This window comes from Desertivibrio insolitus, from assembly GCF_017355965.1.
In the GTDB taxonomy this organism is placed as follows: Bacteria; Actinomycetota; Actinomycetes; order Actinomycetales; family Microbacteriaceae; genus JAFIQW01.
On record NZ_JAFIQW010000001.1, the window covers coordinates 476281 to 492139 of the forward strand.

Here is a 15859-nt window from a genome sequence, read left to right on the forward strand (position 1 = left end):
CGGGCTCAGCCCGCGATCCGCCGCACCAGGCGGAGGAACCCGAACGCGATCGCGCCGACGAGCGCGCCCGTCGCGTTCGAGAGCAGGTCGCGCGGGTCGGAGACCCGTTCCGGCTGAAACAGCTGGAGGCTCTCGATCGTCACAGTGAAGCCGAGCGCCCAGACGAAGCCGGTGATCGCGCCGCTGCCGAAGATGACGCCGAATGCGGCGGCCGCCGGCAGGAACATGACGACGTTGGCGATGAACTCGCGGCTGTCCCACTCCCAGTCGAGTCCGCGCCACGCCTCGGGGTTGAGGATCCCCTCGGGGACGCCCTCGTAGGTGACCGTGTTCCACGGCACGGGCCCCAGCGTGATGAACGTGACGACGCCGAGGTAGATCACGGCGAGCAGGGCGTGCAGCACGTGCCGGCCGCGGTTCGGCGACGGGGCGGGGCGCTTCGCCGGCCTGCGCGGCTGCTCGCCGAACGGCGAGGTGCGCGAGCGCGGGGCGGTGCGGAGATCGGCCGCGCGGTAGGTGGAGCGCGACGGACGGTTGTCGGTGCGAGTCATCCGGCTCTCCCTCCTTCGTGCCGCTCGACGGTCGCCTGCCCGGATGTCCGGAGCCTCGAAAATAGCAAGGAAACCCCGGTATCCCAGGGTCTTCGGTCACAGGGCCCCGCGAGTCCTGCATTCTCGGAGGTTCTCCTCAACGCCCGCCGGGTAGGGCTGGGCATTGTCTGAAGACGGACTGACGGGGCGCAGGGCGCGAGTAATTTCGAGAGGAAGTCGATCCGCAAGGAGGGATTTCCGGATGCACCACATCGATGTTCCGACCACGGAGGATCTCAACGCTCTGATGGATGAGCGAGGGCCCGATCGGGTCACGATCTACCTCCATACGAGCCCGCTGCCGTCCGACGCCACGCAGTGTCGGCGCGACCTGAAGAACCGGGCGAAGGACGTCGAACACCGCCTCACCTCACCGCACTCGAAGGTGATCGTCGACAAGCTGCTGGGGCTCGTCGATGACGAGGAGTTCTGGCGCGAGCAGTGCCACTCGCTCGCGATCTTCGCCAGCGAGACCACGCTGCGCACGTTCCGCCTGCCGGCCCCGGTGCCGGAGCGCGTGACGGTCTCGGACCGTTTCGAGGTCGGCGCGCTGTGCACGGCCTCGACGTTCCCGCGCAGCGCGTTCGTGCTCGCCGTCTCGGAGTCGAAGTCCCGGCTCGTCGAGGTGTCGTCCAACGGCAGCGGCCGCACGCTCGACATCGCGGGCCTGCCCGTCGATCCGATCGTGATGCAGCGCAACGACTCCGACGACCGCGCCCCGATGCCCCGGCCGCAGGGCTCCAGCGGCGAGCGCGTCGAGATCCAGAAGTACCTGCGACTCGCGCAGGAGGCGATCATCCCGACGATCAGGCACAGCGGCCAGCCGCTGATCCTCGCGACGTCGAAGCAGCTCGCGCACCAGTACGAGGCGATCAACACCTACGAGCGGCTCGTCCCGCAGATCATCGAGGGCAACTTCGACGTGGCGAGCGACGCCGACCTCGCCGCGAAGGCGGAGCCGATCCTCGACGAGCTCGCCCGCGAGACGATCGACAAGTGGCGCGAGGAGTACGACCTGCGCGAGAGCCAGGGCCGCGGCGCACTCGACGTCACCGACATCGCCAGGGCCTCGATCATGGGCGCCGTCGAGTCGCTCATGATCGACATGTCGGCGAACGTGCGCGGCACCCTCAACGAGGACGACGCGACGGTGCACCTGTCGGAGGGCGAGCAGGACGGCGACTACAGCCTCCTCGACGAGCTCGCCGCCCGCGTGCTGCGGGGCGGCGGCAAGGTGATCCCCGTGCAGGGCGACGGCCTCGTGCCGCGCGGGTCGCAGGCCGCGGCGATCCTCCGCTACGGCCTGACCTGATCGGCGGGCCGTTTGACGGCCGGAACGACGGATGCCCCGGGGCTCGCGCCTCGGGGCATCCGTCGTTTCTGGCGGAGCGGGTGCTACTCGCCCTCGCCCGAGTCGAAGCCCGTGGCGAAGGTGCCGAACCAGTCGCGGATGTGCCCGGTGAGGTCGAACGAGCCGTCGGACTCGGCCTTCAGCAGCGCGTCGCGGCCCTCGGGGTTGTTGACGAGCAGCCACTCGAGTGCGGCCTCCTTGAGCTCGGCGACGGCCTGCTCCTGGGACTCGTCGCCCATCTCGTCGTAGATGGCCTCCGCGTTGGCGTCGAGGGCTTCGTCGATGGTGTCGAGCAGATCGGTGTCGTCCATGCCGTCCCTGTTCCCCTCGCGCGGCGCTCGGAAACGTGGTCGCGACGTGGATCTAGTCGTGCCGCAGGAACCCGTCGACGACGAGCTGCCGCACGACGGGCACGAGCTGTGCCGTGAGCGCCGCCTCGTCGACGCCGAGCAGCTGCGCGAGCGCGGCGACGATCGCGCCGACGGAGAGTTCGCCGTCGCTCGCGCCGACGAGCGCCGCCGTCGCGGTGTCGACGGGAACGCTGCGGCCGAAACCGGAGCCCTGGCGCAGCGTGATCACGGCGGGGTCCGGCTGGCCGGGCCAGTACGAGCGCTCCTCGGTGACATCCGGAGCGACGGTGAGCACGGATGCCAGCAGCGCGGCGTCGTCGCGTCCGCCCTGCCAGTCGTGGGCCGCGAGCGCGGCGTCCACGGCGGTGCCGAGCCCCGCCGCGTTCTCGCCGATCGCCCCGGGCAGCCGCTCGAACCTCCGGAGCGGCGCGGTGCCCTCGGCGGGCGCGCGCAGCGTCAGGTAGCCGAAGCCGACCGCGGAGACACCGCGCGCGGCGAAGTCGTCGAGCCACGCCGCGTAGAGCCGCTCGAACTCCGGCGTCCCCGGCCGGGTTCCGCCGTCGCGGATCCACGTCTCCGCGTAGCCGGCGGCGTCGGAGCCGTCGCGCTCGATGACCCAGGCGTCGAGCCCGGCGCCGTCGATCCAGCGCTCGACGCGGGAGAGACCGTCGCCGTCGGCGCGGTACTCCCAGTTGCCGAGCAGTTGCGCGATGCCGCCCGGGGTGAGGTGCTCGGCCGCGCCGCGCACGACGGCCTCGACGAGGGCGTCGCCGACCATGCCGCCGTCGCGGTACTCGTAGGCGGGCACGCCCTCCGTCCGCGGCGTGATGACGAACGGCGGGTTCGAGACGATGTGGTCGAACCGCTCGCCTGCTACGGGCTCGAACAGGCTGCCGTGGCGGAACTCGATGTTCGTGACGCCGTTCAGCGCGGCGTTCAGCCTGGCGAGCTGCAGCGCGCGCTCGGAGATGTCGGTGGCGACCACCCGCTCGGCGTGCCGGGCGACGTGCAGGGCCTGCACGCCGCTGCCGGTGCCGAGGTCGAGCGCGCTTCCGACGTCGCGCTGCACGAGCAGACCGCTCAGCGTCGTCGAGGCTCCCCCGATGCCGAGCACGTGGTGCTCGGGCAGCGCGCCGCCGGTCGCGAGCTCGCCGAGGTCTGAGGCGATGATCCAGCTGCCCACGCCGCGGGCGTCGACGAAGCTGTACGGCCGCACGTCGAGCAGCGGCCGCACGAGCTCGCCGGCTGCCTCGACGAGGCCGAGCCGCACCGCGCCGTCGACCCCGAGGGCGGGCAGCGCTTCGGCGAGACGGTCGGCCGGCACGGGGAGCCCGAGCACGAGGAGCGCGCCGAGCGTCGCGACGGGGTCGCGGTCGCGACGGGAGGCGAGAGCTCGCTCGGCGGGCAGCCGCTGACCGCGGAACAGGGCGGCGGCGGCATCCGGCCCCCACACGTCCGTGAGGCGGTCGACGGTGAAGCGCGCGGCCGCGAGGTCGTCGCGGAGCCGCGCGACGAGGTCGGCGTCGGGGGCGGGAGGGAGTGCAGCCATCCGCAGCAGCCTAGGAGCCCGCGGCGCGGCGGCGCCCGGGCAGCGCGAACAGCGCCGCGACGAGCAGCGCGAGCAGGCAGCCGAGCACGGTCTCGACGGCGCGGTCGCGGGCGAGCGCGAGCGGGTCGCTGTCGGTGGCGAGCTCGATCATGACGAGCGCGAGCGGGGTGATGAAGACCAGCGCGAGGCCGTAGTTGCGCAGCACGAGCAGCTCGGCGGTCACCTGGAGCGCGACGACGAGGAGGATCGCGACGAGTCCGGTCGGATGCAGCAGGAGCAGCGGCAGCGCGAGCGCGACGCCCACGAGGGTGCCGACGACGCGGTGGCTCGCGCGCAGCACCGCGTGGGAGAGGTCGGCGGCGACGAGCGGCACGACGGCGCTCAGCATCGCCCAGTACGGGTGGCCGATGCCGACGGCGGTCGCGAGGGCGCCGGCGAGGAACGCGGCGACCCCGAAGCGCACCGCCCGCACGACGAGTGCGCGGTCGCGCAGTGCCGCGCGGAGGGAGGCGCGCTCCCCCGGGGTGCGCTCGAGCAACCGACGGGGCCGCCCGGCGACGAGGGCACCGCCGACGCCGACGAGCACCGAGAAGACGGCCGAGGCGGTCGCGACGACGAACGCGGTCGGCACGGAGTCCGGCGTGGCCGGCGCGGACGCCACGGCGCCGAACGCGAAGACGAGGAACATCGGCCCGGGCGGCGCCCAGCGCCCGACATCCGACGCGACGCTCATGAGCACGGCCCAGACCGCGCCGAGGGTGACAACGAGCCACGCCCGCTCGGGCACGAGGGCGACGAGCACCCCGAGCAGCACGGAGGCGACGAGGAGGGCGCCGACCGTGAGCTGCATCCGGAGGCGTGGCACGTAGGACGCGTTGCGCCCGTATAACGACGTGAAGGCGCCGAAGGAGGCGTACAGCGACCACTCCAGCCGGCCGATCGCCAGCAGCACGAGCAGCGGCACGAGCACCGAGATGCCGGCGCGGATCGCCACGCGGTGCGCCCCGGCGTGCGGTCCGAGTACGACGAGGCCGCGCAGCCAGTCGCCAGAACCCGCCTGGTCCCGTCCCGCGTGCCCGCTCGTCATCCGCCCGTTCGGCCCTTGCCTGGGGGCCGCACCGAGTCTACCGAGCGGCCGCTGCGCACCCGGGCGCGCACGAGCGCCTCCGCGAGGGTGCTAAAGTAGTCGGGCAGTCAGGGCCTATGGCGCAGTTGGTAGCGCGTCTCGTTCGCAATGAGAAGGTCAGGGGTTCGAATCCCCTTAGGTCCACCAGCGGAAAGCCCCGGAGAAATCCGGGGCTTTCTTGTTTCTCCCGGCGGGGACCAGGGCAGGGCCCTGTCAGTCGCCCGACGCCCAGTACCCGCTCATCAGTTCCGTCGCCCACATCGGCTGGCGCATGTCGCCGCGGGGGCCGAACTCCCGCATGTACGGCTTGATGTCGAGCACGGGCGTGCCGTCGATCGCGTCGAGGCCCGCCACCTCCAGCGTGAGACCGTCCACGGCGACGACGCGGGCGATCGTGAGTCCCAGGCGGTTGGGGCGGTTCTTGCCCCGCTGCGCGAAGATGCCGGTCAGCGGCCAGTCGGGGTTGCCGCGGGGGCGACGAGCACCGTACTCGACCCCCTCCGGTGGCACCCTGTCGAAGAAGTAGACGATCTCGACGTGGCTGAACTCCTCGAGCCCGCGCAGCGCGTCGGCGGTGAACACCGCGGGGTCGAGCGTGATCGACGCCACCTCGCTGTCCCAGTCGTCGTCGCGGATCTCTGCGCGGGTGCTGGTGACGTGACCGATGGGCTCGAGCTCGATGCGCATGTCGCCATTGTCCCGGCAAGCTCGTCAAGGGCGTCCTCGCGGCCCCTGCTGTGGTTCGGTCCCGACCTGCACGGCCTGGACCCTGACAACCGGCGGGCAGCCCCACGTGGTCAAGCGCCGGAAACCATACGACGCTCGCTTTTGATGCACGAGCACCCAGTACCATCGCGTCATGGCGCAACGTGGCTCATACGCGAAGGGCGTGGCGAAGCGTGAGGAGATCCTCACCACGGCCCTCGACGTGATCGCCCGCAACGGCTGGAGCGGAGCGACCGTCAAGGAACTGTCCGAGGCGGTCGGGCTCAGCCAGGCGGGACTGCTGCACTACTTCGGCAGCAAGGAGGAGCTGTACCGCGAGGTGCTCCGCCGGCGCGACGAACTCGACCGGCAGACGTACGACGTCGAGAACGGGACGATGCCCGAGGGCCTCGTGCGGCTCGTGGGTCACAACGCGGAGGTGCCGGGCCTCGTGCAGCTCTTCGCGCGGTTCTCGGTGGAGGCAGCAGAGCCTGGGCACGCGGCGCACGAATTCTTCGAGGAGCGCTACCGCGTGGCGCGCGAAACGACCGCCGAGCGGATGCGACAGCTGCAGCAGTCGGGCGAACTCCCGGCGGACCTCGACCCGGAGAAGCTGGCCGTGATCCTGTTCGCCCTCATCGACGGGCTCCAGGTGCAGTGGATGTACGAGCCCGGCATCGACATGGCCGAGCACGTCGACTATCTGTGGCGGGTTCTGCGGACCGCAGGCGGAGCAGGCGCCTGAGGGTCACTTGACCGGCTGCACCATGTGACCCTCGGGGTCGCACACGATGAGGCCAGGCCCGCTGGACGCGGACTTGTGCAGCGCCTCGATCCACTTCCGGTCGATGGTGGGCACTCGTGAACCGGAAAACTTGAACCGGACGGGTGACGTGGGCGTGAGCCAGATCGCCGTGCGGCCGCTGCCCGAGGAGAGCGGGTTGACCCACGACATGAGGAAGCTCTCCCCCGCGCGGAACTTGGTCACGATCACGATCTGCAGGTGAGCGAGCACCCGGTCGTCGAACTCGACCGTGAGCCCGTCGTACAACAGTGCCCCCATGGCATGCCTCCCACCTGGCCGGCAGGAGCGGCGACGCCTTGAGGCGCCACCTCGGGTGGCCTGACGGCCGGTGATCCCAATGTAGAGCCACGGGGGCCGAATAGGTGAGCGACCGCCCACACGAATTCGATTGAAGGGACGAAAAGCCGATTGGCGGAGCACTCGTACCCCGATAGTCAAGCCCTGCTGTACCCAGGGAACCTGACGGATGCTGCTCCTATGACTTTTCCTCGACTTGTCGCCTGGGGCGCCGACGTCGAAGGTTCCGACCACCGGCTCGATGCAGAGCCGATACTTCCCGGCGCGTGGCGCGTCGTCGATCGGGCCTGCGACCACGACGACCCCTCCGGGATCCTGGCCTTCGCGGAACGTGAGGGCAACGAGATCGCGCTCACGCATCTCGGCGCCGTTCCCGTCACCTGCCACCTGCACGACGTCGCCGAGTGCGTCGAACACCTCGAGCGCGGCACGCCCTGCCGCAAGGTTGCCTGAGCCGCACGGCGATCGCCGTACGACCGACGGGAAGCGTCAGACCGCGCGGCGCTTGCGCAGCACGGCGTCGATGTCGGTCGTGCCGTGCGTCTGCGACGCGTCGACGATGCCCATGCTCGCGTAGCGCGACGGAGCCACGGATGCCGCGGGCTGCTGCTTGCGCTCGATCGGCACGACCTTCGTGGCCTCACGCAGCTTGAGTTCGGCCTCGGCGGCCGCGCGGCGCATGGCCGCGACGTGCTCCACGGAGCCGGCGACGGTCTGCGGGGCCGGGGCGTCGGCATAGAGGGGCTTCGGCACGGGGACCGGCGTCCACTCGCGCGGGGAGCGCACCGGCGCGCGGCGCTCGGCGACGGGCTCGGTGCGGACGACGCGCTCGCGCACGACGGGCACCTCGACCCGCACACGCTCGAGCTGACGCGTCTTCGCGAGGGTTCCGAGCAGCACGATCGCGGTGATGCCGGCGCCGACAGAGCCGGCGACGAGGGTCCAGGCGGCCGTCGCGTACGCGACGAAGCCGACGAGGGCGGCCGCGCCGAGCACGAGCGTCGCGACCTGACGGGCGCCCTTGACGTTGCCGGTGCGGATCTCGGGCGGCGGTGCGGCGGCGGCCTTGGCCTTCTCCTCGGCCAGACGCTCACGCGCGGCGCGCTCGCGCGCGACCGCGGGAGGCACCTCCGCCGCCTCGGCCATGATGCGGATCGTCTGCTGCATGCGCACCGCGTTGCGCTCGGTCGCGAGGTACTCGCGACGGCGCAGCCAGGTCGGCAACAGGTACACGAACCAGAGGGCAGCCGCCACGAGGAGCATGACGCCTCCGCCGAGTCCCTCGATCTGCATAGAGCAGACGCTAGCCCTAATCCCTAACGTTCAACCAGTGGTTTAAGTGGCGTGTCACACAAGTCACAGCAATCACAGCGCCCCCACTTCGAGGGGATCTGCCTCCATGCAATTGCTCAGAGCTTGTCGTGAGTGCCGGGAACCTTCGCGGCGTCGCGGTCGGCCTGCGGCACGACGCCGGCTCCCTCGGGCACACGGCCCTCCTGCCAGCGGCGCAGAACACCGCCGCGCACCTCCTCGGCGACGAGGGCGAAGCAGAAGTGGTCGCGCCAGTCACCATTGATGTGGATGTAGCGCCGGCGCAGACCCTCGTAGCGGAAGCCGAGCTTCTCGACGACGCGCAGGCTGGGGGCGTTCTCGGGCCGGATGCAGATCTCGAGCCGGTGGAGTCCCATCGTGAAGAACACCCAGTCGGTCGCGAGCGCGACCGAGACGGGCGTGACGTTCCTGCCCGCGAAGCGCTCCGCTACCCAGTAGCCGATCGTCGCCGAACTCAGCGAGCCGTGCGCGATCGACGACACGTTGAGCTGGCCGGCGAGCTGCCCGTCGTACTCCATGACGAAGGGCAGGCCCACGCCGGCGCGGGCGTTCGCCTGCAGACTGCGGATGCTTCCGCGGGTGTCGAACCCGATGGGACCGTTCGGGTTCGTCGCCTCCCACTCGCGCAGCCACGACCGGTTGGCGAGCAGCTCACGCTCGAGCGGCCGAGCGTCGCGCAACCGGATCGGCCGGATGCTTATGCGGCCCTCGCTCAGCGTGGGCACGAGTGGGGGCAAAGGTCAGTCCAGCTCTCCGACGAAGTCCTTGAGCCACGGACGCAGGCCGGGGCCTAGGTCCTCGCGGTCGACGGCGAGCTGCACGATCGCCTTGATGTAGTCGAGGCGGTCGCCCGTGTCGTACCGGCGGCCGCGGAACACGACGCCGTAGACGCCGCCGGCGATCGACTCGTCGCCCGCGAGCTCCTGCAGCGCGTCGGTCAGCTGGATCTCGCCGCCCTTGCCCGGCTCGGTGCGCTCGAGCACCTCGAAGACCTCGGGGCGGAGCACGTAGCGGCCGATGACCGCGAGGTTGGAGGGGGCCGTGCCCTTGGCGGGCTTCTCGACGAGGCCCGTGATCTTCACGACGTCGTCCTCATCGGTCGGCTCGACCGTCGCGACGCCGTACATGTGCGCGACCGACGGGTCGACCTCGAGCAGCGCGACGATCGTCGCGTTGCGGGTCTGCTGCTGCTCGAGCATCCGCTCGAGGAGCACGTCACGGTCGTCGATGATGTCGTCGCCCAGCAGCACGGCGAAGGGCTCGTCGCCGACGTGCATCTTGGCGCGGAGCACCGCGTGGCCGAGACCCTTGGGGTCGCCCTGGCGCACGTAGTGCAGGTCGGCGAGGTCGGTCGAGAAGTTGACCTTCTCGAGCTTCTCGTGATCGCCCTTCTTCTCGAGGGTGGCCTCGAGCTCGGCGACGCGGTCGAAGTGGTTCTCGAGGGCCGTCTTGTTGCGCCCCGTGATCATGAGCACGTCCTTCAGGCCGGCCTTGACGGCCTCCTCGACGACGTACTGGATGGCGGGCTTGTCGACGACCGGGAGCATCTCCTTGGGCATCGCCTTGGTCGCCGGCAGGAACCGGGTTCCGAGACCAGCGGCAGGGATGACGGCCTTGGTGAGATTCGAGGGCATGTCCACACAATACTGAAGGGCTCGCCAGGTTCTGCCTGACAACGGCGGCGGTGCGGGGAACCCCGGGCGATGTGCGGGGATGCGGATTTAACGTCCCGTTCACCTCGAGACTCCGGATGCCACCCGCTCCTGCCACCGGGACGCCGCCGTGCCCGCACCTATCATTGCCGCATGACGAGCGACGTCGGCGCCCGCAAGCGCGCACTCCGCGCCGAGATCAAGGCCCGCCGCCGGGCGACGCCGAACCACGAGCAGGAGCACGCGACCGCGGCGCTCACCGAGAACCTCATCAACCTCGCCCAGCAGCTCGGGGTGCGGTCGATCTCGGCCTACCTCTCCACCGCGTCCGAGCCCAACGTGCGGCCGTTCCTCAACTGGGCGGAGGAGCGCGGCATCCGTCTGCTCTTCCCCATCGTGCGCGAGGACGGCCTGCTCGACTGGGCCGTCGGCGACGGCAGGACGGAGAAGGAGGGACTCTTCGGCGTGCCGGAGCCCGTCGGCGAGGTGCTCAACCCGATGGCGATCGGCGAGGTCGACCTCATTCTCGTGCCGGCCGCCTGCATCGACCAGCGCGGCATGCGCATGGGATGGGGCCGCGGCTACTTCGACAAGACGCTCGGATCGATGCAGAAACGCCCGCCCGTTTATGCTGTTGTCTTCGACGCGGAGTTCGTCGACGAGGTGCCCACGGAAGTGCACGATCAGCCCGTCGACGGCGTCGTGACTCCTTCCGGCATCGTCACTTTCTAAGAGGTCCCATGCCCACCTATTCCTACCGCTGCACCGAGTGCGGCAACGCCTTCGACATCCAGCAGTCCTTCACGGATGCCTCGCTCACCGAGTGCCCCTCGTGCAGCGGCAAGCTGCGCAAGCTCTACGGCAGCGTCGGCGTCACCTTCAACGGCTCGGGCTTCTACCGCACCGACAGCCGCTCGGCGTCGTCGAGCTCCACGCCGGCGGCCTCGAGCAGCTCGTCGGACAGGGGCTCCTCGTCGAGCAGCTCCTCCTCGGCGTCCGCGCCGGCAGCCTCGGCCTGACGCACTCGCGCCAATTCGGAATGCGGCTCCTCCCCTCGGGGTGAGCCGCATCTCCGTCACGAGGGCCGGCGCTTCCGACCTCGGGACGCCCCGGAATCCGAGCGCGCGGATGCCGCAGCCGCATTTCTGACATCTCGATGAGCCGCGGTGCGGCACAGTAGGAGCGGACGCTCGACGAACGGAGGCTCGGTGCTCAAGGGATTCAAGGAGTTCCTGCTGCGCGGGAACGTGATCGACCTGGCGGTCGCGGTGGTCATCGGCGCTGCCTTCACCGCGATCGTGAACTCGATCGTCAAGGAGGTACTGAATCCCGCACTCGGCGCTCTGTTTCAGGCGAACAGTCTGAACAACGCGCTCAGCGTCACGATCCCCGGCACCGAGGCGACGATGCGTTTCGGCGCCGTCATCGCCGCGATCATCAACTTCGTCCTCATCGCGGCGGTCGTCTACTTCGCGCTGATCATGCCCATCAACTGGCTGAAGCGGAACGCGTTCCAGCGCAAGGCCGAGGGCCAGCCCGCGGTCAAGAAGGACACCCCGCCCACCGAGCTCGAGCTGCTCACCGACATCCGCGACCTCATCGCCGCCGGGTCGACCTCCGGGCAGCGGCACGGCACCGAGGGCAGGCACGCCGCCGCAGCCCCGGCGTCGCCCTCTCCCGAACGGAACTAGCGTTGCCCGGCCTGTCGCCGCGACTGCGGGAGGCCGTCGACGCTCTGCCGCTCACCCCGGCGTCGCGGGTGCTCGAGATCGGCTGCGGTCCCGGTGCCGCCGCCCGTGAGGTGTGGCGCCGCGTGCCCGCCGGATACGTGCACGCGATCGACCGCTCGCCGAGGGCGATCGCGCAGGCGCGGGCGGGGTCGACCGAGGAACTGGCGTCGGGGCGTCTCGCGCTGGAATGCGTCGCGATCGAGGACTTCACCTCCGAGGCGCGCTTCGACGTGGCCTTCGCGCTCCGCGTCGGCGGGCTCGACGGGCGTCATCCGGAGCTCGAACGGGCCGCGCTCGCCCGGATCCGGGCGGTGCTCGCGCCGGGCGGCCGCGTGTTCATCGACGGCGGCGACCCGCTGCGGGAGCTGACCTCCCGCGTGCTCGACGACCGTCAGTAGTGCGGAGGCACGTCCCCGCGCAGGCGCTCGTCGTTCTCGCCCTCGGAGTGCCGCTCGGGCTCCGGCTGCGGGCTCGGGTCGCTGCCCGGCACGGGGTCGGTCGTCACGCGGCGCCCGCGACGGCGGATGCGCAGGGGCGGCTCGCCCTCCACGGGCGGGCGGCCCGGGTCATCCGTCGTCACGGTCAGACCGTGACGGGCGAGGGCACGCGCACCGGCGCCGGCGCCGGCTGCTTCGCCCCGACGATCTCGAGCACGCGCTCCGCGACCGCGTCGGGGTCGCTGAACAGTTCGAAGGCGTGCACGCGGAGGTAGTGCCAGCCGAGGCGGCGCAGCACCGCCGGCCGCAGGCGCAGCGACTCGCGCAGCGACGTGCGGTGCAGCACCGTGTCGGTCTCGATCGCGAGGCAGATGCCGCCGTGCGCGACGACGAGGCCGAGCTTGCCGCGGTGGCCCAGCGCGACGCGGAGCCCGCGGGCCTCGAGGCGGCGCGCCAGGTCGACGAGCATGGGATCGCTGTCGTCGGGGATCGGCTCCGCGGCGACGCGCGCCTGCACGTCGGCGAGGATCTCGGCGAGGGCGAGGGTGCCGTGATTCATCCGGCCCTCCTCGATGTCCTCCGGCTGGAAGCACGTGACGATCGCCATCGAGCGACGGGCGCGGGTCATCGCGACGGCGAGCAGGCGCTCACCGCCGGGCTCGCCGAGCTTGCCGAAGTCGCTCAGCACGCGGCCGTGCGGCGTGCGGCCGAAGCCGATCGAGAAGATGACGCGGTCGCGGCTCTGCGCGACGGCCTGCTCGAGCGTGAACACCGCGAACGGCTCGGGCCGGTCGCTCAGCACGAACTCGTTGAGCTGCGGCGACTTCGAGATCGCCGCGAGCACCGCCTGCTGCACGCGCACCGCGTGCTTCGCGCTCGCGGTGACGACCATGAGCGACTCCTTCGGCCGCGCCGTGGCGTGGTCGACGACGAGCTGCACGACGCGGTCGACCTCGGCGTCGACGCTCTCGACGGCGCCGGAGTCGGGGTCGGGCACGGCCATGCCGCGCTTGACGTACTCGAGCGAGATGCTGCCGTGGCCGAGGAAGCTGCCGGCCCACGGGAGGGAGGCGATCTTGCCGGCGTAGAACCGGCGGTTGACGAGCTCGGCGAGGTCCTCTCCCCCGGCGCGGTAGCTGCGCGTGAGGCTGAGGGTCGGCAGCAGCGTCGCGAGCTTCGCGAGCGCGGACTTCGAGTGCAGGTCCTCGTGCGGCGCCTCGACGTCGTCGACGCCCTCGCGGATGCCGATCGAGAACGGCGCGGGCGTCTGCGTGATCGGGTCGCCGAACGCGACGACCTGCTTGGCGCGACGGATCGCACCGACGTTCTCGGCGATCGTCGTCGCACCGGCGTCGAGGATCAGCACGGCATCGAACGGCATCGTGGCGCTGACGAGGTCGATCTCGTACGGCGTCGTGAGCCAGACGGGCGCGATAGCGCGGGCGAGGTGCGGAGCGTGGCGCTGCAGCTCGGCCGAGGTCAGCGCGTCGCGGCGCAGCAGGCGCTTGAGCGCGGCGGCCTCGTCGGGCCAGTCGACCAGGCCGATCTTCCAGTTCTCCGCGAGCTGCCACGCGAGCAGCTGCGCGTTGCCGGCGGCGTGCGCCTCGTCGACGAGACGGAAGTCGGCCTCGAGTCGGTCGAGCACGCCGGTGTTCGCGCCGAGCAGGGCGCGGTCGGCGGCGAGCAGCGACTCGAGCGAGGACTGCCACCACGCGAGCTCGAGCTCGGCGGCGACCTGGTCCTCGGGCACGTGCCGGCTCGAGAGGTCCTGCAGCAGCGGGGCCAGCTCGAGGTCGCGGAGGGTCGCGAGCAGGGCGCTGCGCTCCTGGAGGTTCGCGAGCACGTCGCTGTCGGCGGCGAGGGCCTCGACCCGCGGCAGCAGCGTCGACAGGGGCATCCCGATCATCTGCGTCTCGCGGCTGAACTGACCGAGCGGCTCGTCGAGCGACGTGAGGTCGGCGGCGACCGATTCGTACAGGCGCTGCACGGCGTCGATGCCGACGGGCACCTCGGGCGTGATGCCCGCGGGCACGAAGCGCTGCCACAGCACGCGCTGCTGCTGGATGCGGCGGAGCGTCGAGTGCAGGTCGGCGACGTGCACGCCGGGGCGCACGTACTCCTTCGCGAGCTTCTTCAGCCGCCGGCGGTTCGCCGACGACATCTCCGGCGCCTCCTTGCGCGGCGCTGTCGCGGCGATGAGCTCCGAGAGCGAGCGGTCGAAGACGACCGGCAGGAACTTGTCGAGGGTCTCGCGGATGTCGGCGAGCAGGCGCAGGTACACCCCGAGTTCGGCGATCGTCTCGAACGGGCGCATGTGGGTGTGGCTGATCAGCGCGCGGGCGTTGTCGAGCAGCAGCGGGAGGTCCTCGCCGTGCAGACGCTTCGCGACCTGGTGCGCGGCGCTGGCCTCCTCGCCGGTGGCGAACGAGGCGCCGTACCAGGGCGAGTCGCCGGGGCCGTACTTGAACTCGCCGAGGCGGGCGGCCTTGACCATCGTCTCGGCAACCCGGGCGCGGTTCTCGCTCATCGCCTCGATCGAGCCGCGCGAGAGGCGCGCCGTCGTCGCGGGCGCGATCGGCAGCAGCGCGAGGCGGGAGAGCTCCGTGAGGCAGTCGAGCACGCTGATGCCGAGCACCGGGTCGGTGCGGCTGAGCGCACCGCGGTAGTCGAGCAGCACCGTGCGCAGCCGCACGAGGGCCTCGTCGACCTCGCCGGTGGCGGGCTGCTCGACCTTCTCGTTGCGGGAGATCGAGCGGATGACGTCGCGGCAGAGCGACCGGGGACGCACGGCGACGCCGGCGAGCCCGACGTCCTGCAGGCGCGACGCGATGCCCTGCAGGGTGGCCCGGCGGGGGCTCACGACGAGCACGCGCTTGTTCTGGCTGACGAGGGCGCCGATGGAGTTGACGATCGTCTGGGTCGCGCCGGTGCCGGGCAGCGTCTTGACGACGACGGAGTTGCCCGCCGCGATCTGCGCGATGACGTTCTCCTGCTCGGGGTCGGCGTCGAGCAGGAGGGTGTCGGTCTGCGGGTCGCGCTCGTCCTGCGGCGACGGCGCCACGGGCGAGTAGCTCTCCTCGACGGCCCACTTCGCGGTGGGGTTGCCCGCGAGGGCGTCGAGCAGCATGTGCTTGAGGTCGCCGGCGTCGGCGACGAGCGACGGCGCGACATCCGCGAACGACGACGCGACGAGCCGGGGCTGCACGTTGAACCACTCGAGGTGGCTCGTGAGCCCGCGGAGGCGGTCGATCACCGGGTTCGGCTTGAACGTGCCGTCGCGCTGGGTGAGGGCGACGAACGCGTCGGCGTCGAGGTTCACCGAGAACTGCTCGGCGAGCGCACGGGCGAGCCGCGGGTTGAGGAACGGCTTGCCCCGCAGGCGGAGCTCGAAGTCGCGTCCGTAGCGGCGGATGGAGAGCGGTCGCAGCAGTACGGGGGCGCGGAAGTCCTCGCCCTGGTACTCCCACTCGGCGATGCCGATGCCCAGGTGCACGGTGTCGATGCCGCGCGCCGTGGCGAGGTCGAGGGCCTTCGCGGCGAGCGCGTTGGCGGCCGTGCGCGCGGCGCGCAGGGCGATGTCGTCGCGGATGAGGCTCGACAGCAGCGTCGGCTTGCCCGTGATGAACTGCGCGAGGCCACCGGGGTGCGTGGCGCTCAGCTCGATGCGCGTCTTCGGCGAGTCGATGAAGTGGAGCAGCGTCGACTGACCGCCGACGCCGGCGAGCTCGCTGCGCCAGCCGGCCCAGACGGGCTCGGCGACGTTGACGACCTCGAGCCTGGGGTCCCCCGCGCTCACGGCGTGGGGAACGGTCGTGGTGCGCTCCGCGCGCGCCTGCACGAGGCCACCGACGACCTCGTCTCTGGGGATATCCGCATGCCGCACCTTGTCACTGTATGGCGGCCCTCCGCCTGGGCCGTGGAGGATACGCCGCGTT

At 71.3% G+C, this 15859-nt stretch carries 18 protein-coding genes and 1 tRNA gene; 8 read left to right on the forward strand and 11 right to left on the reverse strand.

The genetic code is table 11. The annotated features are described in order from the left end of the window. Nucleotides 1–5: 5 nt before the first annotated feature. The gene (locus tag JUB10_RS02235; protein WP_207453899.1) at nucleotides 6–551 is read right to left on the reverse strand and encodes a VanZ family protein; all 546 of its coding nucleotides are present in this window, start codon (nucleotides 549–551) and stop codon (nucleotides 6–8) included. A 286-nt stretch (nucleotides 552–837) separates the two neighbouring features. Here JUB10_RS02235 and JUB10_RS02240 point away from each other — a divergent pair, with 286 nt between their 5' ends. Then, nucleotides 838–1902 (forward strand): baeRF11 domain-containing protein, encoded by a 1065-nt coding sequence (locus JUB10_RS02240; RefSeq protein WP_207453901.1) that lies wholly within the window; start codon nucleotides 838–840, stop codon nucleotides 1900–1902. An 83-nt stretch (nucleotides 1903–1985) separates the two neighbouring features. Here JUB10_RS02240 and JUB10_RS02245 read toward each other — a convergent pair whose 3' ends face one another. From JUB10_RS02245 to JUB10_RS02255, 3 genes are read right to left on the reverse strand one after another with little or no spacing between them, the layout of a single operon-like run. After that, nucleotides 1986–2252: a hypothetical protein gene (locus tag JUB10_RS02245; protein ID WP_207453903.1), complete on the reverse strand. Its 267-nt coding sequence runs from the start codon at nucleotides 2250–2252 to the stop codon at nucleotides 1986–1988. A gap of 52 nt (nucleotides 2253–2304) precedes the next feature. Then, entirely contained in the window at nucleotides 2305–3840 is a 1536-nt protein-coding gene (locus tag JUB10_RS02250; RefSeq protein ID WP_207453905.1) for a DUF7059 domain-containing protein, read from the reverse strand. Between the two features lie 10 nt (nucleotides 3841–3850). After that, on the reverse strand, nucleotides 3851–4927 hold the full coding sequence (locus JUB10_RS02255; RefSeq protein ID WP_207453907.1) for an FUSC family protein: 1077 nt from the start codon (nucleotides 4925–4927) through the stop codon (nucleotides 3851–3853). 110 nt (nucleotides 4928–5037) lie between these two features. Between JUB10_RS02255 and JUB10_RS02260 the strand changes: the two genes are divergently transcribed. Then, nucleotides 5038–5113: transfer RNA gene (locus JUB10_RS02260), tRNA-Ala, on the forward strand. Nucleotides 5114–5179: 66 nt separating this feature from the next. Here JUB10_RS02260 and JUB10_RS02265 read toward each other — a convergent pair. Further along, nucleotides 5180–5653: an SAM-dependent methyltransferase gene (locus tag JUB10_RS02265; protein WP_207453909.1), complete on the reverse strand. Its 474-nt coding sequence runs from the start codon at nucleotides 5651–5653 to the stop codon at nucleotides 5180–5182. A 172-nt stretch (nucleotides 5654–5825) separates the two neighbouring features. Between JUB10_RS02265 and JUB10_RS02270 the strand changes: the two genes are divergently transcribed. After that, complete coding sequence (locus JUB10_RS02270) at nucleotides 5826–6416, forward strand: TetR/AcrR family transcriptional regulator (RefSeq protein WP_207453911.1); 591 nt, start codon at nucleotides 5826–5828, stop codon at nucleotides 6414–6416. Between the two features lie 3 nt (nucleotides 6417–6419). On the opposite strand, the gene JUB10_RS02275 is transcribed toward JUB10_RS02270, so the two are convergent. Beyond that, nucleotides 6420–6734: a DUF7882 family protein gene (locus JUB10_RS02275; RefSeq protein ID WP_207453912.1), complete on the reverse strand. Its 315-nt coding sequence runs from the start codon at nucleotides 6732–6734 to the stop codon at nucleotides 6420–6422. Nucleotides 6735–6953: 219 nt separating this feature from the next. On the opposite strand from JUB10_RS02275, the gene JUB10_RS02280 reads away from it, so the two are divergent. Further along, nucleotides 6954–7226 carry a hypothetical protein gene (locus JUB10_RS02280; RefSeq protein WP_207453914.1) on the forward strand — a complete coding sequence of 91 codons (273 nt, stop codon included), beginning with the start codon at nucleotides 6954–6956 and terminating at the stop codon, nucleotides 7224–7226. Between the two features lie 36 nt (nucleotides 7227–7262). On the opposite strand, the gene JUB10_RS02285 is transcribed toward JUB10_RS02280, so the two are convergent. The 3 genes from JUB10_RS02285 to galU form a co-directional block, all read right to left on the reverse strand. After that, on the reverse strand, nucleotides 7263–8066 hold the full coding sequence (locus tag JUB10_RS02285) for a hypothetical protein (protein WP_207453916.1): 804 nt from the start codon (nucleotides 8064–8066) through the stop codon (nucleotides 7263–7265). 116 nt (nucleotides 8067–8182) lie between these two features. Next, a complete protein-coding gene (locus JUB10_RS02290) occupies nucleotides 8183–8821 on the reverse strand; it encodes a GNAT family N-acetyltransferase (RefSeq protein ID WP_374191688.1) in 639 nt (212 codons plus the stop codon). A 24-nt stretch (nucleotides 8822–8845) separates the two neighbouring features. Beyond that, nucleotides 8846–9739 (reverse strand): UTP--glucose-1-phosphate uridylyltransferase GalU, encoded by an 894-nt coding sequence (gene galU / locus JUB10_RS02295; protein WP_207453920.1) that lies wholly within the window; start codon nucleotides 9737–9739, stop codon nucleotides 8846–8848. 171 nt (nucleotides 9740–9910) lie between these two features. Here galU and JUB10_RS02300 point away from each other — a divergent pair, with 171 nt between their 5' ends. From JUB10_RS02300 to JUB10_RS02315, 4 genes are all read left to right on the forward strand, one after another. Next, entirely contained in the window at nucleotides 9911–10489 is a 579-nt protein-coding gene (locus tag JUB10_RS02300) for a 5-formyltetrahydrofolate cyclo-ligase (RefSeq protein ID WP_207453922.1), read from the forward strand. Between the two features lie 8 nt (nucleotides 10490–10497). Next, nucleotides 10498–10776 carry an FmdB family zinc ribbon protein gene (locus JUB10_RS02305; RefSeq protein WP_207453924.1) on the forward strand — a complete coding sequence of 93 codons (279 nt, stop codon included), beginning with the start codon at nucleotides 10498–10500 and terminating at the stop codon, nucleotides 10774–10776. A 189-nt stretch (nucleotides 10777–10965) separates the two neighbouring features. Further along, a complete protein-coding gene (mscL, locus tag JUB10_RS02310; RefSeq protein ID WP_207453926.1) occupies nucleotides 10966–11448 on the forward strand; it encodes a large conductance mechanosensitive channel protein MscL in 483 nt (160 codons plus the stop codon). 2 nt (nucleotides 11449–11450) lie between these two features. After that, the gene (locus JUB10_RS02315) at nucleotides 11451–11885 is read left to right on the forward strand and encodes a class I SAM-dependent methyltransferase (RefSeq protein ID WP_207453928.1); all 435 of its coding nucleotides are present in this window, start codon (nucleotides 11451–11453) and stop codon (nucleotides 11883–11885) included. Here the strand turns inward: JUB10_RS02315 and JUB10_RS02320 are convergent. Together JUB10_RS02320 and JUB10_RS02325 are read right to left on the reverse strand one after the other, a co-directional pair. Then, entirely contained in the window at nucleotides 11879–12067 is a 189-nt protein-coding gene (locus JUB10_RS02320; protein ID WP_207454416.1) for a hypothetical protein, read from the reverse strand. The two genes, JUB10_RS02315 and JUB10_RS02320, sit on opposite strands and share 7 nt — an antisense overlap. 2 nt (nucleotides 12068–12069) lie before the next feature. Beyond that, nucleotides 12070–15762: an AAA family ATPase gene (locus JUB10_RS02325; RefSeq protein ID WP_307859082.1), complete on the reverse strand. Its 3693-nt coding sequence runs from the start codon at nucleotides 15760–15762 to the stop codon at nucleotides 12070–12072. Nucleotides 15763–15859: the final 97 nt, after the last annotated feature.